The organism is Cupriavidus numazuensis (assembly GCF_905397435.1).
GTDB classification, from domain to species: Bacteria; Pseudomonadota; Gammaproteobacteria; order Burkholderiales; family Burkholderiaceae; genus Cupriavidus; species Cupriavidus numazuensis.
This window is the reverse complement of sequence record NZ_CAJPVI010000005.1, coordinates 115,058-140,877: the sequence shown is the minus strand read 5'-3', so window position 1 is coordinate 140,877 and position 25,820 is coordinate 115,058. Positions and strand designations below refer to the sequence as shown.

General features: G+C 63.9%; 23 protein-coding genes. 15 read left to right on the top strand and 8 right to left on the bottom strand.

Annotated features, from left to right (window positions below):
- Positions 1–12 precede the first annotated feature (12 nt).
- The 3 genes from lspA to KHO41_RS06240 form a co-directional block, all read right to left on the bottom strand.
- Positions 13–543 (bottom strand): signal peptidase II, encoded by a 531-nt coding sequence (gene lspA / locus KHO41_RS06250; RefSeq protein ID WP_211952436.1) that lies wholly within the window; start codon positions 541–543, stop codon positions 13–15.
- Positions 543–3,434: an isoleucine--tRNA ligase gene (gene ileS / locus KHO41_RS06245; RefSeq protein ID WP_211952435.1), complete on the bottom strand. Its 2,892-nt coding sequence runs from the start codon at positions 3,432–3,434 to the stop codon at positions 543–545. The genes lspA and ileS overlap by 1 nt, the downstream gene beginning before the upstream one ends.
- A 132-nt stretch (positions 3,435–3,566) precedes the next feature.
- On the bottom strand, positions 3,567–4,574 hold the full coding sequence (locus tag KHO41_RS06240; RefSeq protein ID WP_211952434.1) for a bifunctional riboflavin kinase/FAD synthetase: 1,008 nt from the start codon (positions 4,572–4,574) through the stop codon (positions 3,567–3,569).
- Positions 4,575–4,792: 218 nt separating this feature from the next.
- Here KHO41_RS06240 and KHO41_RS06235 point away from each other — a divergent pair, with 218 nt between their 5' ends.
- On the top strand, positions 4,793–6,598 hold the full coding sequence (locus KHO41_RS06235) for a hybrid sensor histidine kinase/response regulator (RefSeq protein WP_211952433.1): 1,806 nt from the start codon (positions 4,793–4,795) through the stop codon (positions 6,596–6,598).
- Between the two features lie 19 nt (positions 6,599–6,617).
- Here KHO41_RS06235 and KHO41_RS06230 read toward each other — a convergent pair whose 3' ends face one another.
- Positions 6,618–7,277, bottom strand: coding sequence for a response regulator (locus KHO41_RS06230; protein WP_011298888.1), 660 nt, complete (start codon positions 7,275–7,277; stop codon positions 6,618–6,620).
- A gap of 237 nt (positions 7,278–7,514) precedes the next feature.
- Here KHO41_RS06230 and purN point away from each other — a divergent pair, with 237 nt between their 5' ends.
- From purN to nadC, 6 genes are all read left to right on the top strand, one after another.
- A complete protein-coding gene (gene purN / locus KHO41_RS06225; protein WP_211952432.1) occupies positions 7,515–8,180 on the top strand; it encodes a phosphoribosylglycinamide formyltransferase in 666 nt (221 codons plus the stop codon).
- A complete protein-coding gene (locus KHO41_RS06220; RefSeq protein WP_211952431.1) occupies positions 8,177–9,595 on the top strand; it encodes an RsmB/NOP family class I SAM-dependent RNA methyltransferase in 1,419 nt (472 codons plus the stop codon). The genes purN and KHO41_RS06220 overlap by 4 nt, the downstream gene beginning before the upstream one ends.
- 75 nt (positions 9,596–9,670) lie before the next feature.
- Positions 9,671–11,044 carry a mechanosensitive ion channel family protein gene (locus KHO41_RS06215; RefSeq protein ID WP_211952430.1) on the top strand — a complete coding sequence of 458 codons (1,374 nt, stop codon included), beginning with the start codon at positions 9,671–9,673 and terminating at the stop codon, positions 11,042–11,044.
- A 364-nt stretch (positions 11,045–11,408) separates the two neighbouring features.
- Positions 11,409–12,599: a DesA family fatty acid desaturase gene (locus KHO41_RS06210; protein WP_211952429.1), complete on the top strand. Its 1,191-nt coding sequence runs from the start codon at positions 11,409–11,411 to the stop codon at positions 12,597–12,599.
- A 127-nt stretch (positions 12,600–12,726) separates the two neighbouring features.
- On the top strand, positions 12,727–13,881 hold the full coding sequence (nadA, locus tag KHO41_RS06205) for a quinolinate synthase NadA (protein WP_211952428.1): 1,155 nt from the start codon (positions 12,727–12,729) through the stop codon (positions 13,879–13,881).
- Entirely contained in the window at positions 13,878–14,741 is an 864-nt protein-coding gene (gene nadC / locus KHO41_RS06200) for a carboxylating nicotinate-nucleotide diphosphorylase (RefSeq protein WP_211952427.1), read from the top strand. The genes nadA and nadC overlap by 4 nt, the downstream gene beginning before the upstream one ends.
- Before the next feature lie 74 nt (positions 14,742–14,815).
- Here the strand turns inward: nadC and nadB are convergent, their stop codons facing one another.
- The 4 genes from nadB to radC all read right to left on the bottom strand — a co-directional run bounded on the left by nadB (position 14,816) and on the right by radC (position 17,895).
- Positions 14,816–16,402: an L-aspartate oxidase gene (nadB, locus tag KHO41_RS06195; protein ID WP_211952426.1), complete on the bottom strand. Its 1,587-nt coding sequence runs from the start codon at positions 16,400–16,402 to the stop codon at positions 14,816–14,818.
- A gap of 199 nt (positions 16,403–16,601) precedes the next feature.
- Entirely contained in the window at positions 16,602–16,772 is a 171-nt protein-coding gene (rpmG, locus tag KHO41_RS06190) for a 50S ribosomal protein L33 (protein WP_010814980.1), read from the bottom strand.
- Positions 16,773–16,785: 13 nt separating this feature from the next.
- Positions 16,786–17,019 carry a 50S ribosomal protein L28 gene (gene rpmB / locus KHO41_RS06185; RefSeq protein WP_006575661.1) on the bottom strand — a complete coding sequence of 78 codons (234 nt, stop codon included), beginning with the start codon at positions 17,017–17,019 and terminating at the stop codon, positions 16,786–16,788.
- A 189-nt stretch (positions 17,020–17,208) separates the two neighbouring features.
- Entirely contained in the window at positions 17,209–17,895 is a 687-nt protein-coding gene (gene radC / locus KHO41_RS06180) for a RadC family protein (protein WP_211952425.1), read from the bottom strand.
- 107 nt (positions 17,896–18,002) lie between these two features.
- Here radC and KHO41_RS06175 point away from each other — a divergent pair, with 107 nt between their 5' ends.
- The 8 genes from KHO41_RS06175 to KHO41_RS06140 all read left to right on the top strand — a co-directional run bounded on the left by KHO41_RS06175 (position 18,003) and on the right by KHO41_RS06140 (position 25,688).
- Positions 18,003–18,491: an FKBP-type peptidyl-prolyl cis-trans isomerase gene (locus tag KHO41_RS06175; protein ID WP_211952424.1), complete on the top strand. Its 489-nt coding sequence runs from the start codon at positions 18,003–18,005 to the stop codon at positions 18,489–18,491.
- 28 nt (positions 18,492–18,519) lie between these two features.
- On the top strand, positions 18,520–19,494 hold the full coding sequence (gene ispH, locus KHO41_RS06170) for a 4-hydroxy-3-methylbut-2-enyl diphosphate reductase (protein ID WP_211952423.1): 975 nt from the start codon (positions 18,520–18,522) through the stop codon (positions 19,492–19,494).
- A 619-nt stretch (positions 19,495–20,113) separates the two neighbouring features.
- Positions 20,114–21,316 (top strand): branched-chain amino acid ABC transporter substrate-binding protein, encoded by a 1,203-nt coding sequence (locus KHO41_RS06165; RefSeq protein WP_211952422.1) that lies wholly within the window; start codon positions 20,114–20,116, stop codon positions 21,314–21,316.
- A gap of 214 nt (positions 21,317–21,530) precedes the next feature.
- Entirely contained in the window at positions 21,531–22,466 is a 936-nt protein-coding gene (locus KHO41_RS06160; RefSeq protein ID WP_011298876.1) for a branched-chain amino acid ABC transporter permease, read from the top strand.
- Positions 22,467–22,479: 13 nt separating this feature from the next.
- The gene (locus KHO41_RS06155; RefSeq protein WP_211952421.1) at positions 22,480–23,637 is read left to right on the top strand and encodes an ABC transporter permease subunit; all 1,158 of its coding nucleotides are present in this window, start codon (positions 22,480–22,482) and stop codon (positions 23,635–23,637) included.
- Positions 23,638–23,650: 13 nt separating this feature from the next.
- Positions 23,651–24,427: an ABC transporter ATP-binding protein gene (locus tag KHO41_RS06150; RefSeq protein WP_211952420.1), complete on the top strand. Its 777-nt coding sequence runs from the start codon at positions 23,651–23,653 to the stop codon at positions 24,425–24,427.
- Between the two features lie 14 nt (positions 24,428–24,441).
- Entirely contained in the window at positions 24,442–25,158 is a 717-nt protein-coding gene (locus KHO41_RS06145) for an ABC transporter ATP-binding protein (RefSeq protein ID WP_211952419.1), read from the top strand.
- 173 nt (positions 25,159–25,331) lie between these two features.
- The gene (locus tag KHO41_RS06140; RefSeq protein WP_211952418.1) at positions 25,332–25,688 is read left to right on the top strand and encodes an EF-hand domain-containing protein; all 357 of its coding nucleotides are present in this window, start codon (positions 25,332–25,334) and stop codon (positions 25,686–25,688) included.
- Positions 25,689–25,820 lie beyond the last annotated feature (132 nt).

The window sequence follows — 25,820 nt, the reverse complement described above, 5'->3', positions numbered from 1 at the left end:
GCCGGCGGCGGCTTAGTGCTTGCGCACGCGCCGCAGCTCGTCGACGATCAGCAGCACCGCACCCACGGTAATGGCGCAGTCGGCCACGTTGAAGGCTGGCCAGTGATAGTTGCGCACGTAGAAGTCGAGGAAGTCGATCACGTGGCCGTAGATCACGCGGTCGACCACGTTGCCCACTGCGCCGCCGAGGATCAGCGACACGGCGAAGCAGAACAGCTTCTGCCCCGTATGGCGGTACAGCAGCCAGACGATGAACGCGCCGACCACGAGCCCGAGCCCGGTAAAGAACCAGCGCTGCCAGCCGCCGGCGTCGGCCAGGAAGCTGAACGCCGCGCCCTTGTTGTACACCAGGACCAGGTTGAAGAAGCGCGTCACCGGGCGCGATTCGCCGTACGTGAACGTACGCACGATGACGATCTTGAAGAACTGGTCCAGCACCACCACCAGCAGGGCGAACGCCATCCACAGCAGCGGCGTGGTGTTGCCCGACGCCTTGTTATTGCGGCGTGCGGGGCGGGCGGAACGGGACGTGGTCGATGCCATCAGGCATGGCTCCTGTGTTCACCGGCGCCGAACAGGTTGCTGTCGCAGCGGCCGCAAAGGGTCGGATGGTCCGGGTTCTGGCCGACGTCGGCGCGGTAGTGCCAGCAGCGCTCGCACTTGGCGTGCGTCGATGCCGCCACCGTGACCAGCAGGTCGCCGGCTTCCGGCGCGTGCGTGACCGTGGCAGCCGACGTCAGCAGCACGAAGCGCAGGTCGTCACCCAGGCTCTGCAGCGCGGCCAGCACCGGGCCGCCGGCCTGGATGTTGACCTCGGCCTGCAGCGACGAGCCGATCGCGCCTTCCACGCGCACCGCTTCAAGCTGCTTGGTGACCTCTGCACGCACTTCGCGCAGGCTGTGCCACTTCTGCAGCAGGTCGTCGGCCTGGTCCACTTCGGGCAGCGTGTAGTACGTGCTCGTGAAGATGGTGTCGGTGTGGCCGGTGCCGTGTGCGAACACCTGCCAGGCTTCCTCGGCGGTGAACGACAGGAACGGCGCCATCCAGTGCAGCATGGCTTGCGTGATGTGATAGAGCGCGTTCTGCGCCGCGCGGCGGGCCTTCGAGTCCGCTGCGGTGGTGTAGAGGCGATCCTTCAGCACGTCCAGGTAGAAGCCGCCCAGGTCTTCCGAGCAGAACGTCTGCAGCTTGGCGACCACCGGGTGGAACTCGTACGCGTCGTAGTGCGACAGCACTTCCTTCTGCAGGCGCTCGGTCAGAGCCACGGCATAGCGGTCGATCTCGAGCCATTCCGAGGCCGGCAGCGCGTGCTTGCTGTGGTCGTAGTCGGACAGGTTCGACAGCAGGAAGCGCAACGTGTTGCGGATGCGGCGATAGCTTTCCACCACGCGCTTCAGGATCTCGTCGGAGATCGACAATTCGCCCGAGTAGTCGGTCGAGGCCACCCACAGGCGGATGATTTCCGCGCCCATCTTGTTGGCGATGTCCTGCGGCGACACGGTGTTGCCGACCGACTTGGACATCTTGCGGCCTTCGCCGTCCACGGTGAAGCCGTGCGTCAGCAGTGCCTTGTAAGGCGGCTTGCCATACAGCATCGACGCGGTCAGCAGCGACGAGTGGAACCAGCCGCGGTGCTGGTCCGAGCCTTCGAGGTACAGGTCGGCGAGGCGGCCATCGGCTTCATCGGCGGACGGATCGTACAGGTCGTCGCGGTGCGAGCCGCGGATCACGGTCCAGTGCGTGGTGCCCGAATCGAACCACACGTCGAGCGTGTCGCGGTTCTTTTCGTACTGGTCGGCTTCGTCGCCGAGCAGGTCCTTGGCGTCCAGCGTTTGCCACGCTTCGATGCCGTGCTGCTCGACGCGCTTCGCCACTTCTTCCAGAAGCTCGGGCGTGCGCGGATGCAGCGCGCCGGTTTCCTTGTGCACGAAGAAGGCCATCGGCACACCCCACTGGCGCTGGCGCGACAGCGTCCAGTCCGGGCGGTTGGCGATCATATTGTGCAGGCGCTGCTTGCCCCATGACGGGTAGAACTCGGTCGCCTCGATGCCGGCCAGCGCGGTTTCGCGCAGCGTCGGCACGGTCTTGCCGTCTTGCTCGACCGGATCCACGTCCATGCCCGCGAACCACTGCGACGTGGCGCGGTAGATGATCGGCGTCTTGTGGCGCCAGCAGTGCATGTAGCTGTGGGTGTACTTGTGCGAGTTGAACAGGTTGCCGGACGCCTTCAGCACCTCGACGATCTTCGGGTTCGCGTCCCAGATCGACAGGCCGCCGAACAGCGGCAGCGTGCCCGCATACACGCCGTTGCCCATCACCGGGCTGATGATGTCGTGGTCGCTCATGCCGTGCGCCTTGCACGACTGGAAATCTTCCACGCCGTAGGCCGGGGCCGAGTGCACGATGCCCGAGCCGGTGTCGGTGGTCACGTAGTCACCCAGGTAGATCGGCGACAGGCGGTCATAGCCGGCGTCCATCTTGGCGAGCGGATGATGGAAGCGGATTTCCGACAGCGCGGCGCCCGTGGTGGTGGCCACGACCTTGCCTTCGAGTTCGTAGACCTTGAGCTGTTCCTCGACGCGCTCGGTGGCCAGGATCAGGTAGCCGCGCGGCGTGTCGACCAGCGCGTACTCCACTTCCGGGTGCACGTTGAGCGCCTGGTTGCTCGGGATCGTCCACGGCGTGGTGGTCCAGATCACGATCCAGCCCGGCTTGGCGTTGACCTGCTCGATCGAAAGCTTGAAAGCGTGCGCCAGCTTGTCCGTCTCGGCGAACGGGAAGCCCACGTCGATCGACAGGTCGACCTTGTCCTTGTACTCGACCTCTGCCTCGGCCAGTGCCGAGCCGCAGTCGAAGCACCAGTTCACGGGCTTCAGGCCGCGGAACACATAGCCCTTTTCCATGATCTTGCCGAGGGCGCGGAGTTCGTCGGCCTCGTTGCTGTAGTTCATGGTCAGGTACGGATGGCCCCAGTCGCCGAGCACGCCCAGACGCTCGAAGTCCACCATCTGGCGCTTGATCTGCTCGGTGGCGTAGGCACGCGCCTTGGCCTGGACTTCCTGCACGGGCAGGCCCTTGCCGAACTGCTTCTCGATCTGGATCTCGATCGGCATGCCGTGGCAGTCCCAGCCGGGCACGTAGACGGCATCCAGGCCGCTCAGTCCGCGCGCCTTGACGATCATGTCCTTGAGGACCTTGTTGACGGCGTGGCCGATGTGGATGTCGCCGTTGGCGTACGGCGGGCCGTCGTGCAGCACGAACTTCTTCGCACCCTTGCGCGCCGCGCGGATCTTCTTGTAGAGCTGCTTGTCCTGCCACTGCTTGACCCACTGCGGTTCACGCTTGGGCAGGTCGCCGCGCATCGGGAAGGTGGTGTCCAGCAGATTGACCGGATACTTGCTTTTCTCGGGCTTGGCGCGTTTGTCGTTGGACATGTCGATTCTCGGGGCAATTCGTTTGGCGCGCACCGGGCCCATATCGGGGCCGCGCAGGGGCCGCGTATGGCGTGCGCGCAGGAAAGTCGGGATGAGGCGGAGCGCGAACCGGCACCGCGGGGTGCCGGGCCGCTAGCTAATTCGGTCGGTGGCGGACGTGGCGAAGTCGCGGCCGCCCGTGCCCTCGGCACGGCCGGTGTGGGCGTCCGGTGCGGTCAGGCCAAAGAAGGCGCGTGCCTCGGCGCTGTCCTTGGCGATGGCCGCGGTCAGGTCTTCCAGGTTGTCGAAACGCGCCTCATCGCGCAGCTTCTTCATGAACTCGACCCGGATCAGCTTGCCGTACAGGTTCTCGTTGACGTCGAACAGGTGGACTTCAAGCAGCACCCGGCCCGCATCCTCGATGGTTGGGCGTACGCCGATGCTGGCCACGCCGGGCAGCGGATGATCCGCAATGCCGTGCACCTGCACCACGAAAATGCCATTGACCGCCGGGCGCTTGTGCGAGATACGCAGGTTCAGCGTCGGGAAGCCGAGGTCGCGGCCCAGCTTGCGGCCGTGGATCACATGGCCGCTGATCGCGTAGCCGTGGCCAAGCAGGCGTCGCGCGTGCTCGAGATCGCCATCGGCCAGCGCCTGGCGCACGGCCGAGCTCGAGATGCGGATGCCGCCTTCGGACACCGAACCCATCTGCTCGACGTCGAAGCCAAAGCGGCGGCCGGCGTCCTGTAGGTAGGTGAAATCGCCGGCACGCTTGGCGCCGAAGCGGAAATCATCCCCGACCAGCACCCAGCGCGCATGCAGGCCATGCCAGAGCACGTTCTCGACAAATGCCTGCGGCGACTGGCCGGCGAAGTGGGCGTTGAAGTGCTCCACCACGACACGGTCGACGCCGTTGCGGCGCAGGCTTTCGAGCTTGTCGCGCAGCAGGGCGATGCGGGTCGGTGCCTTGTCCGGAGTAAAGAATTCGCGCGGATGCGGCTCGAACGTCATCACGCACAGTGGCAGGCCGCGCGCGTCGGCCGCCGCACGCGCACGCGCAAGCAGCGACTGGTGGCCGCGATGCACACCGTCGAAATTGCCGATGGTGAGCGCGCAGGGCGCCCGGCTCTCGGCGTTGGGCAAGCCGCGGAAGACTTTCACGGGGACGGCGGGAAATGATTCGGGTAAAGCGAGCATTATAAGGCGAATGGGTCCGATTGCCCCTTCCGGGTGCCCATCCGCAGGGCCAAGTCGCTGTTTTTGTGGCGCAATCGGCCCACCGCCGTGGCGCGATGCCGCAAAACGCGGCATGATATGCATCACCCACGATGGGCGCGAAGCATGCTTGCCGGCGCCCGCGCTTCCCTCCGCACATTCACTTGAACGCGCTGCTCAACCGGCTGTTGCCGCGAATTCTGCCGCCTCCCGGCGCCCAGCTCGATACCGAGACGCGGGCCAAGCTGATGGCCATCGTCCACAAGACGTCGCCGTCGGGCGCGGTGGCGGCCGTACTGCTACCGGCGCTGACCATCCTGACCTTCTGGAACTCGGCCGACCATGCCGCGCTGCTCGGCTGGGGCGCCGTGATGCTGGTGTTGGTCGCCGGCGGCCTGTGGTTTTACCTGGGCTACCAGCGTGACGGCGCGTCCATGAGCCGTTCCGCGCACACGCGCAAGTGGTGGGGCAATATGCGCGCGCTGGCGTTCCTGACCGGGGTGACCTGGGGCAGTTCGGCGCTGCTCCACATGTATACAGGCTCGGCGGTGTTCTCGAGCGTGCTTTACCTGTTGAGCCTGGGCGTGCTGGCCGGTGGCGCGGTATCCCAGGCGCCCGTGCCATCGAACCTGGCCTATGCGGGGATTCCCATCCTGGTGCCGAATCTGCTGATGGCCGAGATCGCATTCCCGGGGCATGGCATCTACGTGCAGTTGCTGCTGGTCATTTACGCGATGATGCTGGGCCGCCATGCGCTCGGCCTGCAGGGCACGCTGGTCAGGGCGATCCAGCTCGAAGGCGACAGCCGCCGCCTGGCCAAGCAGTTCCAGGAGGAAAAGGAGCGGGCACTCCACGCGAGCGAGGAGAAATCGCGCTTCCTGGCCGCGGCCAGCCACGACCTGCGCCAGCCCGTGCATGCGCTGGTGATGCTCGTGGAAGCGCTGCGCGCGCGCAACCAGTCCACGGTGCTGCATCCGCTGGTGGAGCAGGTCGCGGCGGGCACACAAACCATCGACTTGTTGTTCCGCTCGCTGCTTGACCTCTCCAAGCTGGAGGGCCGCAAGGTGCTACCCACGCTGGAGCCGTGCGAGCTGAGCGCGCTGATCCGCGACGTGATGAGCCAGTTTGCCACCGATGCACGCGAAAGCGGGCTGACGCTGACGCCGCGCGTGCCCGACGAGCTTTTTGCGATGGCCGAGCCGGTGCTGCTGCGCCGCGCGCTATTCAACCTGGTGCAGAACGCGCTGCGCTATACCAAGCGCGGCGGCGTGCTGGTCACGGCCCGGCAACGCCGCAAGCATGTGCGGCTGGAGGTGTGGGACACGGGCGCCGGCATCTTGCCCGATCACCTTCCGGACATCTTTTCGCCGTACTACCAGGTGCACAACCCGCAGCGCGATCCGTCGCAGGGCCTTGGGCTGGGGCTGGCCATCTTCAAGGAATGCGTGCGGCTGATGCGCGGCACTTATGGCGTGCGTTCCGTACCGGGCAAGGGATCCGTCTTCTGGTTCGCGCTGGCCACGGTGCCGGATGAGACAGTCGCCAGCGTGCGCGAAATGCGCGCCATGGCCGCGGCCGAGGAATCCAAGCCGGACAAGCTGCAAGGCTCGGTGCTGGTCGTTGACGACGATACCCAGATCCGCAAGGCCTGGATCGCGCTGATGGAGGCCTGGGGTATCCGCGTCGCATGCGCCGCGCATGGCGCGGAAGCGGACATGTTGTTTGCTCAGGGGTTGCGGCCGGACATCATCTTCTGCGACCTGCGGCTGCCAGGCAGCGAAAACGGCCTCGATCTGCTGGAGCGCTGGCAGAACACGCAGCCGCAGGCGCGCAGTGCGTTGCTGACCGGAGACTTGAAATCGGCCGCGCTGGCGGCAGCGGAGGAGGCGGGATACTTCGTGCTGCCAAAGCCAGTCGATCCGGCTTCACTGCGCATGCTGCTGCGCCGCTGGCTTCGCCCTGCGGGGTGAGGGCGGGCGGCCTTCCGCCTTACTGGCGCAGGCGAAAGCGTTCCATGCGCGACATGACCTGCATGCGCGTGCGCACGCCAAGCCGCTGCAGGATGGCGGACACGTGTTCCTTTACGGTGTTTTCCGTCAGGCCGAGCCGGCGGGCGATTACCTTGTTGGGCAAGCCTTCGAGCACCAGCGCGAGCACGGAGCCCTGGCGAGGCGTCAGGCCAAGTTCGGCCGGCGTGACCGGAATCCCGTGGGCCGGTCCAAATGACTGAGCGCGGCCGCTGAGGGCTTCATCGGTCGGGAACGAGGTATCGCCGGCCAGTACCTTGCGCACGGCGGAGGTAAAGGCGTGAGCGTCCAGGTGCTTGCCCACGAAGCCACACGCCGACAGCGCGCGGGCGCGCCCGACGATTTCAGGCGTGGCTTCGGCCGACATGAAAATGAAGCGGGCGCCCGGAATCACGGTCTTGAACGTCTGCATGGCATCGAAACCCGTGCCGTCGTTCAGCCAGATATCGAGCAGCACAATATCAGGGCGCAGGCCTTGCTGAAGGCTCGTCAGCGCTTCCCTGGCGCTGCCAGCGGCGTGGACTGCAACATCAGGCATCACCTCCGTCAGGAATGCGGTAGTGCCTGACAAGGCCATAGGATGATCATCGACCACCAACAACGTCGGTGCAGCGTTCGACATGCTAATTCCCGTCTAATTTCCCGTTTCGTCCTTGTTGTCACCAACATGCACAAAATTGGCGCGTGGACGTAGGGCCCACTCTATCAGAGGGTGCGAAGCGTCACAATCCATCAAATGGGGGTTTACAGCCCGGGTGTCGCATCCCGGTTGCACTCCGGATCTCCGATTATCGTGAATTAAGTGCCTAATGTATTCGCTTTGGCAGAGTTTAGCGCTTGCACTTGGTAGAATTGCGCGATGAAAAAAATCGTCATCCTGATTTCAGGGCGTGGCTCCAATATGGAAGCCATCGTCCGGGCTTGCGCGGCCGGCGGCTGGCCGGCGCGCATTGCCGCAGTCATTTCGAACCGGCCGGATGCCGCCGGACTGCAGTTTGCCAAGGACCACGGCATTGCCGCAGGCGTGGTCGATCATCGCCAGCATCCCGACCGTGCGAGCTTCGATGCGGCACTGGCCGAGGCCATTGATGCCCATGAGCCTGATCTGGTCGTGCTTGCCGGCTTTATGCGCATCCTGACCACCGGCTTTGTCGATCGCTATGCCGGCAGACTGCTCAATATCCATCCGTCGCTGCTGCCGTGCTTCCCGGGCCTGAACACCCACAAGCAGGCGCTCGACGCGGGCGTGAAGCTGCACGGCGCGACCGTGCATTTCGTGACCCCGGAACTTGATCACGGTCCGATCGTGATCCAGGCGGCTCTCGATGTGTTGCCAGGCGATACTTCCGAGAGCCTCGCCGCACGCCTGCTCGACTGCGAGCATGTCATTTATCCCCGCGCCGTACAGTGGTTCGTCGAAGGACGCCTGCAAGTGCAGAACGGGGTCGTACACGTCAATCCGGCCGAGCCGCAACTGCTTATGGCCATCTCCGCCGGTGTACCGGCGGCAGGAGCAAAGCCATGAGTCGTCATCAGGCCGGGGCGCGCCCGGCGCCCAAGGATTCCCGTCAACCGGCGAAAGCCCGCAAGTCGAGCCCGATCCGCAAGCCGGCAAACGCGCGTTCCGCTCAGGGTCCGGGGGCCGATGGTCAGCCCACGCGCGTGCACGGAGGTCTGCACGCGTCCCATATCCAGCATATCGACCGTCTGTTGGGCAAGGTCATGCTGTTCGCGCGTCCCGCCGACGCCGTGGTGAGCTATTACTTCCGCGAAAACAGCAAGCTCGGCCATCGCGAGCGCGGCATCATTGCCGAGGCCGTCTACGCGGTACTGCGCCGGCGTGTGGAATTCGGCCAGTTCGCCGAGAGCGGCACCGGTTCGGCTTCGCGTCGCCTGGCGCTGCTGGGCCTGGCGGCCACACTCGGCCGCGATATGCTTTCGCCGTTCCTGTATCCCGACGAGGCCGAGTGGCTAGACCGCCTGACCACGATCGAGCGATCGAGCCTGTCGCCGCGGGTACGGGCGAATCTGCCTGAGTGGCTGTTCGATAACCTCGTGGCGCGCCATGGCGAGGCCTTTACGTCGGCGCTCGGCGACGCATGGTTGCGCCCGGCGCCGTTGGATCTGCGTGTGAATCTCATCAAGACCACGCGCGAGGCAGCACTCGCCGAATTGGAGGCTGCGGGTTTGCGTGCCGAGCCCACGCCGATGGCTCCCGCTGGCATCCGCATGCAGGGCAAGCCAGCGCTGAACCAGTTGCCGATGTTCGTGAACGGCCTGGTGGAAGTCCAGGACGAGGGTAGCCAGCTGCTGTGCAACCTGGTCGGACCGAAGCGCGGCGAGATGGTCGTCGATTTCTGTGCCGGCGCAGGCGGCAAGACGCTCGCCCTTGGCGTGGCCATGCGCTCGACGGGCCGTCTCTATGCCTTCGATGTGTCGGAAAAGCGGCTTGCCAACCTGAAGCCGCGGCTTGCGCGCAGCGGTTTGTCGAACGTGCATCCCGTATTGATCGACTCCGAGCGCGATGCCAAGGTCAAGCGCCTGGCGGGCAAGATCGACCGCGTGCTTGTGGACGCCCCGTGCAGCGGCCTCGGGACGCTGCGGCGTAATCCGGATCTGAAATGGCGCCAGAGCCCGGAATCGGTGCTTGAGCTGACCGCCAAGCAAAGCGCAATCCTCGAGGCTGCGGCGCGGCTGGTCAAGGGTGGCGGGCGCGTGGTTTATGCCACTTGCAGCGTGCTCGAGGCGGAAAACGAGGCGATCGTCCGCGATTTCCTGTCCAAACACCCGAATTTCCGCCTCGTTCCGGCGACGGAAGTGCTGGCCGAGCAAAAGATCGAAGTACCGGCGTTGCAGACAGAAGGCGGCATGTTCGCGCTGTATCCTCATCAGCACCAGACTGACGGCTTCTTCGCCGCAGTGCTGGAGCGCACGCAGTAATCTCCCCATCCCACCGGCAATCGCGCGCTCCGCGCGGCTGCCGGTGCGGCGACAGGGTATCCAGGTAGAAATCCCATGAACGGAAACCCATTGGCCGACCTGACGGCCTCGCATGCGACCTTTGGCAGGATGCTCGACGACCTGATGCGGGACGCGGGCGGGCCCGGCTTCATCTGGCAACTCGTCGTGCTGGCAGGCTGCCTGCTGGCGGCGTGGCCGCTTGCGCGTTTTGTGGACAAGCGGCTTGAGAAGCACTACGCCGCGTCCAGCTTCTCGCTGCGCTTCGCCGCGGCCAGCCTGGAACGGGCCATGTTCCCGCTATTCGGCTGGCTGCTCGTTATGACGGCCCGCTTTGCGCTGGAGCCAGTCATGGCGATCAGCGTGCTGCGACTAGCCCTGGTGCCGCTATTTGGCATTACCTCCCTTTATTTCACGTTCTACATCCTGCGCCGCGTGCTTTCGGGCAGCGGCCAGTTGCACGGCATGCTGCTGCTCGTGGAAAAGGTGCTCACCACGCTAGTGTGGGTAGCGATGGCACTGTACGTCCTTGGCGTGCTGCCGGAGGTAATGAAATGGATGGAGGGCATGCGGTTTTCGCTCGGCAAGCAGAAGGTGAGCCTTGCCGATACGCTGATGGCCGCAGTCTGGATCCTGCTGACGGTGCTGGTGGCCATGTGGTTCGGTTCGTGGCTCGAGGAACGCCTGATGCGCTCCGCCAGCCTGGACGTGAACCTCAAGGTCGTGCTGACCCGCATTTCCAAGGCGCTGCTGCTGCTGGTCTCGCTGTTGCTGAGCCTGTCGCTGGTCGGCATCGACCTGACCGTTCTGTCGGTATTCGGCGGTGCACTGGGTGTCGGTCTCGGTCTCGGCCTGCAGAAGATCGCCAGCAACTACATTTCCGGCTTCATCATTTTGCTCGATCGTTCGGTCAAGCTCGGCGACCAGATTACGGTGGACAAGTACACGGGCATCGTCTCGCAGATCCGCACGCGATACACGGTGGTGCGCAATGGCGACGGCGAGACGTTGGTGCCGAACGAGCAGTTGGTGGCCCAATCGGTGCAAAACCACTCGTTTTCGAACACCAATGTCCGCGTCGCAACGCGCGTGCAGGCCGACTACAGCGCCGATCCCGAGACCGTGATCATGCTGCTCACGGAATGCGTGCGCGAATTGCCGAGGGTGTTGCAGGACCCGGCGCCAGCGGCGTTCCTGGTGCTGTTTGCAGACAGCGGCATCGAATATGAGGTCGCGGTTTACATCGCCGATCCGCAGAACGGCAAGCTTGGCGTGCAGTCCGCCATGAACCGCGCGATCTGGCGAACCCTGCGCGAGCACGGAATCTCCATTCCCTATCCTCAGCGGGAGGTCCGTGTGTTGACCAATGGTCACCTTCAGCCATTGAGTGACGCCTCCGGGCAAGCCGTGAAAGTGGCGAGTCAGGCATGACTGCATAAGGAAACAGGCGGGCGCTTCACAAGGGAACAAAAATGAAGCGCGCCCGTCAAACTCCGGGAAAAAGCGTATGACTCAGGCCTGCATGATCCGGTAGAATGCCGGGTTGTCGCGGGTTTGCGAAGCATCCCGCCCCCACACCAGACAGCCGCCAGATTGCAGCGGCTCGTGCCTGTCCCGCCTGCCAACGCCGGCGCCGGAGCTGCGCGCCAGGGGTCCCCGCCAACAGATGGTGGGTCCGTGGCGGACGCCAGACCAAATCGCAATCAGTAGATTTGCAGTCTTTTTTCTGCGCGTTGTGCACGGCGCCGGGGCAGCCGCAAAGGAAAGCCCCTGTTTAACTGACGGAGAACAGAGTTTGTTCGACACTATTCTTGACTGGGCCGCGAACGGCCTTGCCAACTGGTCCTGGTGGGAGATCGTGATCTACACGCTGGTGGTGACGCACATCACCATCGCGGGCGTCACCATCTTCCTGCATCGGTGCATGGCGCACCGCTCGCTGGACCTGCACCCGATTGCCCAGCATTTTTTCCGCTTCTGGCTCTGGCTGACCACAGGTATGGTCACGCGCGAGTGGACCGCGATCCACCGCAAGCACCACGCCAAGTGCGAGACCGAGGATGATCCGCATAGCCCGCAGACCCGCGGCATCCGCAAGGTGCTGCTGGAAGGCGCCGAGCTGTACCGCGCCGAGGCCAAGAACAAGGAAACCGTCGCCAAGTTCGGCCATGGTTGCCCGAACGACTGGGTCGAGCGCAATGTGTACTCGCGCTTCGGCTGGCAGGGCGTCGGCCTGATGCTGATCATCGACCTGGCGCTGTTCGGCGTGATCGGCATGACGGTCTGGGCCGTGCAGATGCTGTGGATCCCGATCCACGCTGCCGGCATCATCAATGGCCTGGGCCACTGGTGGGGCTATCGCAATTACGATTGCGAAGATGCATCGACCAATGTCTCGCCGTGGGGCCTGATCATCGGTGGCGAAGAGCTGCACAACAACCACCACACCTATCCGACTTCGGCGAAGTTCTCGATTAAGTGGTACGAGTTCGATGTGGGTTGGGGTTATATCCGCGCCATGCAGGCCGTTGGCCTGGCCAAGGTGAAGAAGACGCCGCCCAAGGCACGCCTGGTGGAAGCGCGTCCGGTCGACGAGAACACGCTGGAAGCGATCATCGCCAACCGCTATGACGTAATGGCCCGCTACGCCAAGGCCGTGAAGAGCGCGTTCCGCCAGGAGCTGGAACAACTCAAGGAAGGCCGCGTTGCCGAGTACCGCACGTTCAAGCCGGCCAGCAAGTGGTTCCACCGCGAAGAGGCCAAGCTGGCCGCGCCGCAGCGCCAGCAGCTCGCGAGCATCGTCGAGCAGAGCAAGTCGCTGCACACTTTCGTGGAAATGCGACGTGAACTGGCCGCCATCTGGGGCCGTTCCAACCTGACGCGCGAGCAGCTGCTGCAACAGCTGCAGGCCTGGTGCCATCGTGCCGAGGCTAGCGGTATCCAGGCGCTGCACGATTTTTCGCTGCGCCTGCGCCGCTACGCCTGATACAATTCGGCCGCGCCGTATGGTTACAAAGCCCCGCCCATGGCGGGGCTTTTGTTTTAGATAAACTCCCCCAGGTTCTGGCTGTCCGCATGACGTTGCATGCGTGAGGTCTAGAGGAGTACCGGAGATGACCCCACAATCGATCAAGACCGTCGAGTTCGAAAAACCGGACCTGACGGATACCGAAAGCCCCGCCGGCGGTAGCTGCGTGGCCCACGCCTGGGCCAAGGTGCCCCCCGTGCTGACGCCCGACGAACGCCAGGCGCTCAAGGCGCGTATCAGGCGGTTGCTGAAGGAGCGCAATGCCGTGCTGGTCGCCCACTATTACGTGGATGCCGACCTGCAGGACCTCGCCGAGGAAACCGGCGGCTGCGTTTCCGACTCGCTCGAAATGGCGCGCTTCGGCCGTGACCATTCGGCCCAGACCCTGGTCGTGGCCGGTGTGCGCTTCATGGGCGAAACCGCGAAGATCCTGAGCCCGGAAAAAACCATCCTGATGCCGGACCTGGATGCGACCTGCTCGCTCGATCTCGGCTGCCCGGCGGACGAGTTCGCGGCGTTCTGCGATGCGCATCCGGACCGCACCGTGGTCGTGTACGCGAACACCAGCGCCGCGGTGAAGGCGCGCGCGGACTGGATGGTGACGTCCAGCATCGGCCTGAAGATCGTCCAGCATCTGCACGCACGCGGCGAGAAGATCCTGTGGGCGCCTGACAAGCACCTCGGCAGCTATATTCAGAAGGAGACTGGCGCCGACATGCTGCTGTGGCAGGGCTCGTGCCTGGTCCATGACGAGTTCAAGGGCATCGAACTCGATCTGCTGCGCCGCGAGTTTCCCAAGGCGAAGATCCTCGTGCATCCGGAGTCGCCGGCCAATGTGGTCGAGCAGGCCGATGTGGTCGGTTCCACGTCGCAGCTCATCGCGGCCGCGCAGGAACTGGACGCGACCGAGTTCATCGTGGCTACGGACAACGGCATCCTGCACAAGATGCGGATGGCGGCACCGGGCAAGCATTTCATCGAAGCTCCGACGGCGGGCAACAGCGCGACCTGCAAGAGCTGCGCACACTGCCCGTGGATGGCGATGAATGCGCTGTCGAACCTGGCCGAAGTGCTCGAAACCGGCCGCAACGAGATCCATGTGGATCCGGCCACCGGCCGCCAGGCGGTGACCTGCATCAACCGCATGCTCGACTTCGCTGCGCAGCAGAAGGCCAATGTCCGGCCGGCGGCGGACCTTGCGAAGGAACAGGCCTTGTTCCAGGGAATCGGTCCGGCATGAGCGTGAATTCGGTTTTCGATAGTTATGGTCCGGCGCTGAAGGCGGCGCTGGACGCCAACGTCAGCGCGGCGATCGCCGAGGACGTCGGTAGCGGTGACCTGACCGGTCTGCTGATACCGGCGGACAAGCAGGCGCAGGCGCGCGTGATCGTGCGCGAGCAGGCCATATTGTGCGGCCAGCCGTGGTTCTCGGCCTGCATGAAGGCGGTGGACGAGCGGCTGACGGTCACGTGGAAGCAGGAAGAGGGTGCCCGCATGGCGCCGGATTCCGTGGTCTGCGAGATCGCAGGGCCGGCGCGGGCGCTGCTTACGGCGGAGCGTCCGGCGCTGAATTTCCTGCAACTGCTGTCGGGCGTGGCAACGGTAACGCGACGCTACGCCGACCTGATCGCCGGCACCAATGCGCGCGTACTGGATACCCGCAAGACGCTGCCTGGCCTCCGGCTGGCCCAGAAGTATGCGGTCCGGATTGGCGGGGGCGAAAACCAGCGCCTCGCGCTGTACGATGGCATCCTGATCAAGGAAAACCACATCGCCGCTGCGGGCAGCATCACGGCTGCGATGGAGGCCGCGCTGGCCTTGGGCGCCGATGCGTCGATCCAGATCGAAGTGGAATCGCTGGCCGAGCTGGAAGAAGCGCTGGCCGCTGGCGCGACCTCGATCCTGATCGACAACTTCACCGTGCCGATGATGCATGATGCCGTGCGCATCAACGCCGGCCGTGCGTTGCTCGAGGTATCCGGCGGCGTCAATGCCGAAACCATCCGCACGTTCGCCGAGACCGGCGTGGACCGTATCTCGGTGGGGGCACTGACCAAGGATGTGCGCGCGACCGACTACTCACTGCGGATCATCGGCTGATCGCCTGCTACATCGGAACAAAAACGGCCCGCTTGATGCGGGCCGTTTTGCTTTCTGCGTGCAGGCGGTTCCGTTCAGCGCTTGCGGGCGGGCTGCATCACGGTAGGCAGGGCCTTCGGCAACGTATCCGGATAGTCGCGGCTGAAATGCAGGCCGCGGCTTTCGTGGCGGGAGTACGCGCTGTCGACGATCAGCGAGGCGACTTCCACGAGATTGCGCAACTCGAGCAGGTCACGCGTGACGCGGAAGTTCGCGTAGTACTCGGCAATCTCCTCACGCAACAGGCTGATGCGGTGCTGTGCGCGTTCCAGCCGCTTGCTGGTGCGCACGATGCCGACGTAGTTCCACATCATGCGGCGCAGCTCGTCCCAGTTGTGGGAGACCACGACTTCCTCGTCGGCGTCGGAGACGCGGCTTTCGTCCCAGGACGGCAATGCGAGATCCGGCAGGCCGGCCTTGTCCTGGCTTGCGATGTCGGTCGCCGCCGCGCGTCCGATCACGATGCATTCGAGCAGCGAATTCGATGCAAGACGGTTGGCGCCATGTAGCCCGGTGCATGCCGTCTCGCCAACGGCGTAGAGATTGCCGATGTCGGTGCGGCCAAGGGTGTCGGTCACCACGCCGCCGCAGGTGTAGTGCGCCGCCGGCACGACGGGGATCGGTTCGTGCGCGATGTCGATGCCCAGTTCCAGGCAGCGCGCGTGGATCGTGGGGAAGTGTTCCTTGAGGAAGGCTTCGGGCTGGTGCGTGATGTCGAGGTAGACGCAGTCCAGGCCGCGCTTCTTCATTTCGAAGTCGATCGCCCGTGCCACCACGTCGCGCGGCGCGAGTTCGGCGCGCTCATCATGCTCGGGCATGAAGCGGGTGCCGTCGGGCAGCTTGAGCAGCCCGCCTTCGCCGCGCACGGCTTCCGAGATCAGGAATGACTTGGCGTAGGGGTGGTATAGGCAGGTCGGATGGAACTGGATGAATTCCATGTTCGACACGCGGCAGCCCGCGCGCCAGGCCATGGCAATGCCGTCGCCAGTGGCCGTGTCGGGGTTGGTTGTGTACAGGTACACCTTGCCTGCGCCGCCGGCCGCCAGCACCGTGTGCGTTGCGGTGATGGTGCGCACTTCCTCGGTGCTGTCGTCGAGCACGTACAGGCCGTAGCAGCGGTTACCCGGCAGCCCCAGTTTGCGCGACGTGATCAGGTCGATCGCAAACTGGTCTTCGATGATGGTGATGTTCGGGTGCTGGCGGGCCATCTCCGACAACGTGCTGACCACGGCGTGGCCCGTGGCATCCGCGGCATGGATGATGCGGCGCCGGCTATGCCCGCCTTCGCGTGTCAGGTGATAGCCGAGTTCGGCCTGCTCGTCCTTGGTGAACGGTACGCCGCGGTCGATCAGCCACTGGATCGCTTCGCGTCCATGCTCGACGATGAAGCGCGTTGCCTCTTCATCGCACAGGCCCGCACCGGCCACGAGCGTGTCCTGCGTATGCTCGTCGTGGCTGTCGCCCGAATCGAGCACGGCGGCAATGCCGCCCTGTGCCCAGTCGCTGGCGCCCTGCGTCATGGCGCGCTTGCTGAGGATGACAACCCGATGGGTGTCGGCCAGTTGCAGCGCGACCGTGAGACCGGCCAGCCCGCTGCCTACGATGGCGACGTCGAAGTTCATGGTGCAGGAGTTGCCCGCGCGGGGGCGCGCGGCGCTAGAGGGAAAGCTCGAAAGTCTACACCCGGGTGGTGCCCTGATGCATCAGGGCTGCGATGGCGCTAGGGTCAAATTGCCCTGCGGTCCGGCCGCAAGCCGCGTCGGCGCCACAAAACAAAAAGCCCCGCGGTTGCGGGGCCTTTTGGATGAAAACCGGGATCAATTACTTGATCTTGGTTTCCTTGTAAGCGACGTGCTTGCGGGCGACGGGATCGAACTTCATGATCTCCATCTTTTCCGGCATGGTGCGCTTGTTCTTGGTCGTGGTGTAGAAGTGACCGGTACCTGCGGTCGATTCCAGCTTGATTTTGTCGCGGCCGCCCTTGCTTGCCATGATGTACTCCTAATTAGACTTCGCCGCGTGCGCGCAGGTCGGCGAGCACGGAGTCGATGCCTTTCTTGTCGATCAGGCGCAGGCCGGCGTTCGAGACGCGCAGGCTCACCCAACGGTTTTCCGATTCAACAAAGAAACGACGATTCTGCAGGTTGGGCAGAAAACGGCGCTTGGTCTTGTTGTTTGCGTGGGAAACGTTGTTGCCGACCATCGGCGCTTTCCCGGTCACTTGACAGACGCGTGCCATGAAGCACTCCTAACTCTTCTATTCGTGGACAATGTTCGCAACAGATCAACAAAAGGCGCACGGCCCGGACTGCAGCGGATGAGACTTCAGCAAAACGGGCATTATAGACCGGAAAGCATCGGCTAATCAATGCCTTCGCCACTCTGGCGTTGTATACCGGCCGTATACCTCTGCGCCGTGCTGCAGGCGTCACGTGGCGGTCTTAAGCTGGCCGTGTTCGGCAAACGAGTGCACATGGGTGCCGGCCACGACGAAATGGTCGAGCAGCCGCACATCGATCAGGTCGAGCGCGCGCGCCAGCATGCGCGTCATCTGCAGGTCGCTCTGGCTCGGCGTACAACAGCCGGAGGGGTGATTATGCGCGATGATGACGCTGGCCGCATTATGCGCCAGCGCCCGGCGCGCCACTTCCCGCGGGTAGACGGCGGTCTGGTTCAGCGTGCCGCGGAACAGCTCCTCGCTGGCGATCATGCGGTTGCGTGTGTCCAAAAACAGGCAGACGAAGACCTCCTGGGCGAGCGGCGCCAGTGTCAGGCGCAGATAGCTGCGTACCGCCGCGGGGGAATCCAGTCCGCTCGGCAGTTCCAGTGACTCGGCGAGCATGCGGCGCGCCAGTTCGGGCACGGCTTGCAGCTGGGTGTACTTGGCTTCACCCATGCCCCGGATGCCGAGCACGGCGCGCGCGTCGGCCGTGAACAGGCGCGTCAGCGAGCCGAAGCGGACCATCAGGTCGCGCGCAAGCTCCACCGCGCTCTTGCCGGTTGCGCCAACGCGAAGGAATACGGCCAGCAGTTCGGCGTCAGACAATGCGGCGGCGCCGCATTCCTGCAGTTTTTCTCGCGGCCGCTCGCAGGCGGGCCAGTTTGTGATGCTCATGTCGCAGGAGTCTCGGGACGGGTGCGTCGGGCCGGGCGAGGGTGGATCGGCAGGGCGTCCGGTGGCCCAGTCGAATACAATACGGGTTGTCGACAGGTTGATCACCCATGAATTTGCAAACATTTGCGTCGGAAGCCGACGGCGGCGCGGCTGGCCGCAAGACGGTCCAGGCCGACTCCTTCCTGACCCTCCACTACAGTATCTCTCTCGAAAACGGCACCGAAGTCGTGAGCACGTTCGAGGAGAATCCCGCCACGATGCTGCTTGGCCAGGGGCAACTCGCCCCGACGCTGGAGCAGGCGCTGCTCGGCATGCCCGAGGGCGAGCGCATGACCTACCGCCTGGCGCCCGAACTGGCATTTGGCCCGCGCAACCCGGAATTGCTGCAGTGGGTATCGCTCGCCACGCTGCGCGAGAACAGTTCGTTCGAGGAAGACTACAGCCCCGGCGATCTGGTCGAGTTCAACGCACCCGGCGGCGGCAAGTATGCGGGCGTCCTCAAGGAGATCGGCGACACTGCGGCGCTGTTCGATTTCAACCATCCGCTGGCCGGGCAGACCATCCTGTTCGACGTGCAGCTGATCGGGATCCTCTGATTACGCTCACTTGTCCTGATATTGCAGCATGCCTGACCTGACTACCGCACCCGATGCCGAGATCCTGATGGCGCAGCCGCGCGGCTTCTGCGCCGGCGTCGACCGCGCCATCGAGATCGTCGAGCGCGCGCTAACGCGTTTTGGGGCGCCAATCTATGTGCGTCACGAGATTGTCCACAACGCCTATGTCGTCGCCGACCTGCGCCGCAAGGGCGCTGTGTTCGTGCGCGAGCTCGACGAAGTACCGGCCGGCGCCACCGTTATCTTCAGTGCCCACGGCGTGTCGAAGGATGTTCGCGCCGAAGCTGCCTCACGCGGCCTGAACGTGTTCGACGCGACTTGCCCGCTGGTGACCAAGGTCCATGTCGAAGTCGGCAAGATGCGCGCGGAGGGCTGCGAGATCGTGATGATCGGCCACCGCGGGCACCCGGAAGTCGAAGGCACCATGGGCCAGGCCGAAGGCGGCATGCTGCTGGTGGAGTCGGTGGCGGATGTTGCCGGGCTGGTGGTTGCCGATCCCGCGCGCCTGGCGTACGTGACGCAGACCACGCTGTCGGTCGATGAAACCCTCGAGATCGTGGCCGCGCTCAAGGCGCGTTTCCCGCTGATCCGCGAGCCCAAGAAGCAAGATATCTGCTACGCCACGCAGAATCGCCAGGATGCCGTGAAGTTCATGGCGCCCCAGGTCGACGTGGTGATCGTGGTGGGCAGCCCCAACAGTTCGAACTCGAACCGGTTGCGCGAACTGGCCGCACGACTAGGCGTGCCTGCCTATATGGTGGATGCCCCCGAGCAGGTGCGCCCGGAATGGGTCGCGGGCAAGCGGCGTATCGGCCTGACCGCCGGGGCGTCGGCGCCCGAGGAACTGGCCCAGTCCATCGTCGCTCGCCTGCGCGAACTCGGTGCCGGCCACGTACGTGCTCTCGCCGGGATCGAAGAAAACATGGCGTTCCCGCTCCCGCGCGGCCTGCAGGCCGCCGCCACGGTCGGCGTCACGGCCTGACCTGCTGACCTGACTTGCCGGCGCCGCGTTCTGCGGCGCCTCTCTCCTGCCTTTGCGTCCAGACTGCTTTCGCACGATACGTGCGTGACCGCGCGCGCATTTTCATTCCGTCTTGCCGAATGCCTTTATCGTCACAACAATAATCGCCATTCCCATGACATTGCGCTCCGATAAGGTGCATCGATTACGTACCTGTCAATGCAAGCAGACAAATCAGGGTAATCCCCGTGACTGGGGTTTTCCCTATTATGGTGCGGCGCTACATTCTGCACATTAGAGATTGGTGCAGGGTTTATGGAATGAAACGCCTAATTAATACAGATGGATTATACGTGGCACCGGGCGTGCAAATTTCGAGGGGAGAGAGCTACCGGGCACGATTCTTGTAAGCGATGGTGCGGCCCCGTCAGGTGAGCGGGAATTGCCCCAATCTGTGCATTGGGGAAATTCCCTAGCTCATTTGGCGGGTAAATCGCTCAGGTTGTTGCGTCGCGTATTGCATCGCCGAAGAAAGGGGATACAATGCGCGCGTTTCAAATTGAAACTAAACAAAGGCGGTATGGGGAGGCGCCCGGGAGGCGTTGCAAATCCCCATTTTGTGAATCCTAGGAGATCACTCATGCAAATCACGTTTGCCAAGATTCTGCCGATCGCGGCCGCAGTGGCGCTCGTTACAGCTTGCGGCAAGAAAGAAGAAAAGCCGGCTGAACCGTCGGCATCGGCTCCGGCAGCGGCTGCTCCGGCCGCCGGCGGCGGTGAAGTCGTCGTCAAGATCGGCCACGCGGCCCCGCTGACCGGCGGTATCGCCCACCTTGGCAAGGACAACGAAAACGGCGCCCGCCTGGCCGTGGAAGAAGTCAACAAGGCCGGCCTGGAAGTCGGCGGCAAGAAGATCAAGCTGGAACTGGTCGGTGAAGACGATGCCGCGGATCCGAAGACCGGCACCTCCGTCGCCCAGAAGCTGGTGGATGCCAAGGTCGTGGCCGTGGTCGGCCACCTGAACTCGGGCGTGTCGATCCCGGCCTCGAAGATCTACAGCGATGCGGGCATCGTCCAGATCTCGCCGTCGTCGACCAACCCGGACTACACCAAGCAAGGCTTCAAGACGACCTACCGCGTGGTCGCCACCGATGCCCAGCAAGGTCCGGCACTGGCCAACTACGCTGCCAAGAGCCTGCATGCCAAGAGCGTGGCCATCGTCGACGATGCCACCGCCTACGGCAAGGGCCTGGCCGACGAGTTCGAGAAGACCGCCAAGGCGGCCGGCGTGAACGTGGTGGCGCGTGAAGCCACCAACGACAAGGCCACCGACTTCAAGGCCATTCTGACCAAGATCAAGGGCAAGAAGCCGGACGTCATCATGTACGGCGGCATGGACGCCACCGGCGGCCCGTTCGCCAAGCAGGCCAAGGAACTGGGCATCTCGTCCAAGATCGTTGGCGGCGATGGCGTCTGTACCGACAAGGTGGCCGAGCTGGCCGGCGATGCCGTGTCCAACATCATCTGCTCCGAGGCAGGCCTGGCCCTGTCGAAGATGGAGAACGGCGCCGACTTCCAGAAGCGCTACCAGGCCCGCTTCAACGCGCCGGTGCAGATCTATGCACCGTTCACGTATGACGCCGTGATGGTCATCGTGGATGCCATGAAGCGCGCCAACTCGGTCGAGCCGGCCGCCATCCTGGCCGAAATGCCCAAGACCAACTACAAGGGCGTGATCGGCAACATCGCCTTCGACGAGAAGGGCGACATGAAGGAAGGCACCATCACGCTGTACGAGTACAAGGACAAGAAGAAGTCCGTCCTCGACGTCGTGAAGATGTAATTCGGGCTTACCGGCCCATCCGAACGGCACCGTGAGTATTTTGCGGTGCCGTTCTTTTTAGCCTCGCCTAATGTAGAAGCATCCTTACCATGGATGGAGCAGGGCAGGCCGCTTACCAGCAAACCCACCACCGCAACATACTACCCATCCCACACCATGGTCCCCCCGGCATCCACACCATGCCGCAGGAACCGGGACTGAAGCAGGAGTTTTCATGGATATCTTTATCCAACAGATCGTGAACGGTCTGGTGCTCGGCAGCATCTATGCGCTGATCGCACTGGGCTACACCATGGTCTACGGCATTCTGGGCATCATCAACTTCGCCCACGGCGACGTCCTGATGATTGGCGCGCTGACCGCTTTGTCAGCGATTCTTGGGCTGCAGAAATTCGCGCCCGGCCTGCCCGAGTGGCTGACGCTGGTGATCGCCACGCTGATCGCCATGCCGGTTTGTGCAGTACTTGCCTATTCCATCGAGCGGATCGCCTACCGGCCGCTGCGCAATGCGCCGCGCCTGGCCCCGCTGATCACCGCCATCGGCGTTTCCATCATCCTGCAGACCGCGGGCATGCTGATCTGGTCGCGCAACCCGCTGACCTTCCCGCAGCTGCTGCCTTCCGAGCCGATCGACATCGGTTCCACGGGCGCCACCATCACCGGCAAGGAAATGGTCATCATCGGCCTGGCCGTGATGGTCATGGCCGGCCTGCTGGCCCTGGTCAACCGCACCAAGCTGGGCCGCGCGATGCGCGCCACCGCCGAAAACCAGAAGGTTGCCGGCCTGATGGGCGTGAACCCGAACTTCGTCATCTCCGCCACCTTCATGATCGGCGCGACGCTCGCCGCGCTGGCCGGCGTGATGATGGCCACCAACTACGGCAACGCCCACTTCTACATGGGCTTCATCCCTGGCCTGAAGGCGTTCACCGCCGCCGTGCTGGGCGGCATCGGCAACCTGGCCGGCGCCATGGTCGGCGGCATGCTGCTGGGCCTGATCGAAGCACTGGGCGCAGGCTATATCGGCGATCTGACCAATGGCGTGTTCGGTTCGAACTACCAGGACGTCTTTGCGTTCATTGTGCTGATTACCGTACTTGTGTTCCGTCCGTCCGGCATCATGGGCGAACGCGTGGCTGACCGTGCCTGAGGGGAGCGAATCCATGAATACTCCGATTCCATCCACGGCCGCCGTCGCCGCGCCGTCCAAAGTTCCGGCGAAGACCCTGGCCGCGTTGCTGGGCTTCCTGGTGATCGCGCTGTGCGCCCCGTTCTTCGTCCAGACCCTGGGCGGCAACTACTGGGTGCGCGTGCTCGACTTCGCGCTGCTGTACATCATGCTGGCGCTGGGCCTGAACATCGTGGTGGGCTTTGCCGGCCTGCTTGACCTGGGCTATATCGCGTTCTACGCGGTGGGCGCCTACATGATGGCGCTGCTCGGCTCGCCACACCTGGCCAACCAGTTCGAGTGGATCCATCAGCTGTTCCCGAACGGGCTGCACCTGTCCATGTGGTGGGTATTGCCGATTGCGGTGCTGGTGGCAGCGACCTTCGGCGTGCTGCTTGGCGCGCCGACACTCAAGCTGCGCGGTGACTACCTGGCCATCGTGACCCTGGGCTTCGGCGAGATCATCCGCATCTTCATGAACAACCTCGACCGCCCGCTGAACATCACCAACGGGCCGAAGGGCATCACGGCGGTGGACCCGGTCCACATCTTCGGCTTCGACTTCTCGAAGACGCATGAGATCTTCGGGCTGAAGTTCTCGCCGGTGTTCATGTACTACTACTTGCTGGTCGCGCTGGTGATCGTGATCGTGTTCGTCTGTATCCGCTTGCAGAACTCGCGCATTGGCCGTGCGTTCGTGGCGATCCGCGAAGACGAGATCGCCGCCAAGGCGATGGGCATCAACACCCGCAACATCAAGCTGCTGGCCTTCGCCATGGGCGCATCGTTCGGCGGTGCCTCGGGTGCGGTGTTCGGTGCGTTCCAGGGCTTCGTGTCGCCGGAATCGTTCACGCTGTGGGAATCGATCTACATCCTGGCCATCGTGGTGCTGGGCGGCATGGGCCATATCCCGGGCGTGATCCTGGGCGGCATCCTGCTGGTCGGCTTCCAGGAGTTGCTGCGCGTGGTCGCCGAGCCGATCCAGACCGGCATTTTCGGTCACGTGATCGTTGACGCCGAAGTCCTGCGCCAGTTGCTGTTCGGCCTGGCCCTGGTCGGCGTGATGCTCTACCGCCCGGCAGGGATCTGGCCGTCGCCGCGCAAGGAAGACCGCCCGGTGGTGCGCCGTGCGGGCAGTGTGGGCCGTTTCTGACCAGGAGGACAACATGAGCAACAACGATTTCCTCCTGTCGGTACAGGGGGTCAACAAGCGTTTCGGCGGCCTGCAGGCGCTGTCCGATGTGGGCCTGCAGATCAAGGCCGGCGAAATCTATGGCCTGATCGGCCCGAACGGCGCCGGCAAGACCACGTTCTTCAACGTGATTACCGGCCTGTATACGCCCGATTCCGGCGATTTCAGGCTGGGCGGCAAGCCCTACCAGCCGACGGCCGTGCATGAAGTGGCCAAGACCGGTATCGCGCGCACGTTCCAGAACATTCGCCTGTTTGGCGACATGACGGCGCTGGAGAACGTCATGGTGGGCCGTCACGTCCGTACCAAGGCCGGCCTGTTCGGCGCTATCTTCCGCCCGCCCGGCGTGCGCCGTGAGGAAGAGGGTATCGAGGATATGGCTCACGACCTGCTCGAGTACGTCGGCATCAGCAAGTACGCCAACTTCACCTCGCGCAATCTGTCCTATGGCCACCAGCGCCGCCTGGAAATTGCCCGCGCGCTGGCGACCGAGCCCAAGCTGCTCGCGCTGGACGAGCCGGCAGCGGGCATGAACGCGACCGAGAAGGTCGAGCTGCGCGGCCTGCTCGAAAAGATCAAGAACGATGGCAAGACCATCCTGCTGATCGAGCACGACGTGAAGCTCGTGATGGGCCTTTGCAACCGCCTGACCGTGCTCGACTACGGCAAGGTGATCGCGCAAGGGCTGCCGCAGGAAGTACAGAGCAACCCGGCGGTGATCGAGGCTTACCTGGGTGCTTCGGCGCACTGAGGCGGAGGACAGCAATGAAACAGACAGTACTGAAGATCTCCGGCCTCAAGGTTGCCTATGGCGGCATCCAGGCGGTGAAGGGCGTCGACCTCGAAATCAAGGACGGCGAACTCGTGACGCTGATCGGCGCCAATGGCGCCGGCAAGACCACGACCATGAAGGCCATCACCGGCCTGCAGGGCTGGGCGGGCGGCGACGTGGAATACATGGGCAAGTCCATCAAGGGCGTGCCGAGCTACGCGCTGCTCAAGCAGGGCCTGGCGATGGTGCCGGAAGGCCGCGGCGTGTTCGCGCGCATGACCATCACCGAAAACCTGCAGATGGGCGCCTACACCCGCAACGACGAGAGCACCATCAAGGACGATATCGACCGCATGTTCCAGACGTTCCCGCGCCTCAAGGAGCGTGCGAACCAGCTGGCCGGCACGATGTCGGGCGGTGAACAGCAGATGCTGGCCATGGCGCGTGCGCTGATGAGCCAGCCCAAGCTGTTGCTGCTGGACGAGCCGTCGATGGGTCTGTCGCCGATCATGGTCGAAAAGATCTTCGAGGTGGTGCGCAGCGTGTCGGCGCAAGGCGTGACTGTGCTGCTCGTGGAGCAGAACGCGCGCCTGGCGCTGCAGGCCGCGCACCGCGGCTATGTGATGGAATCGGGCCTGATCACGATGAACGGTGAGGCGAAGCAGATGCTGGACGATCCGAAGGTGCGCGCCGCCTATCTGGGCGAGTAAGACTTGTCGTCAGTCAAGAAGCACTCGACTGACAGACCCGCGGATGCATAAATGTGTTGGTAGGCGGGATCACCAGTGCCTAGAATTCCCTGTGAGCTTTGGCTCACAGGGATTTTTTTTGCCGGTATTTCGCAAGAAGGCCCTTCTCGACAAAAACGCTAGAGGAGATGGAAATGATCGTGCGTAAATTGCCTGCAGTATGCTTGGCAGCCGTGCTGGCGCTGGCCTTTACGGCCGCGAGTGCCCAGCAGGCGAGTGCCCCGGGAGCAGACTCCGCTCAGGTCCCGGCAGCACCATCGACCACCGCCGAAGCCAAGGCGCTTATTTCGGACCGCTTCAAGGCGGCCGATGCCAACCACGACGGCAAGCTGAGCCGTGATGAAGCGAAAGCGGGGATGCCGCAGGTGTACAAGAACTTCAGCAAGATCGATTCGCTGAAGCGGGGTTACGTCACCGAACGCCAGATCGGCGCGTATTGGGAATCGAAGACCAAGGAACAGATGCAGAAGGAAAATCCCATCTGGAACTGACCGTTCGCTGGCGCGGTGACATGTGCGAAATGCACTAAGCCGCGTGAGGTGTCACAGCGGGACGGGGCGTCCGGTGCCCCGTCCCAACTCCCTGAGGGCAGGGAGAGGGGCCGTTCACGGCCAGTTGCGTCT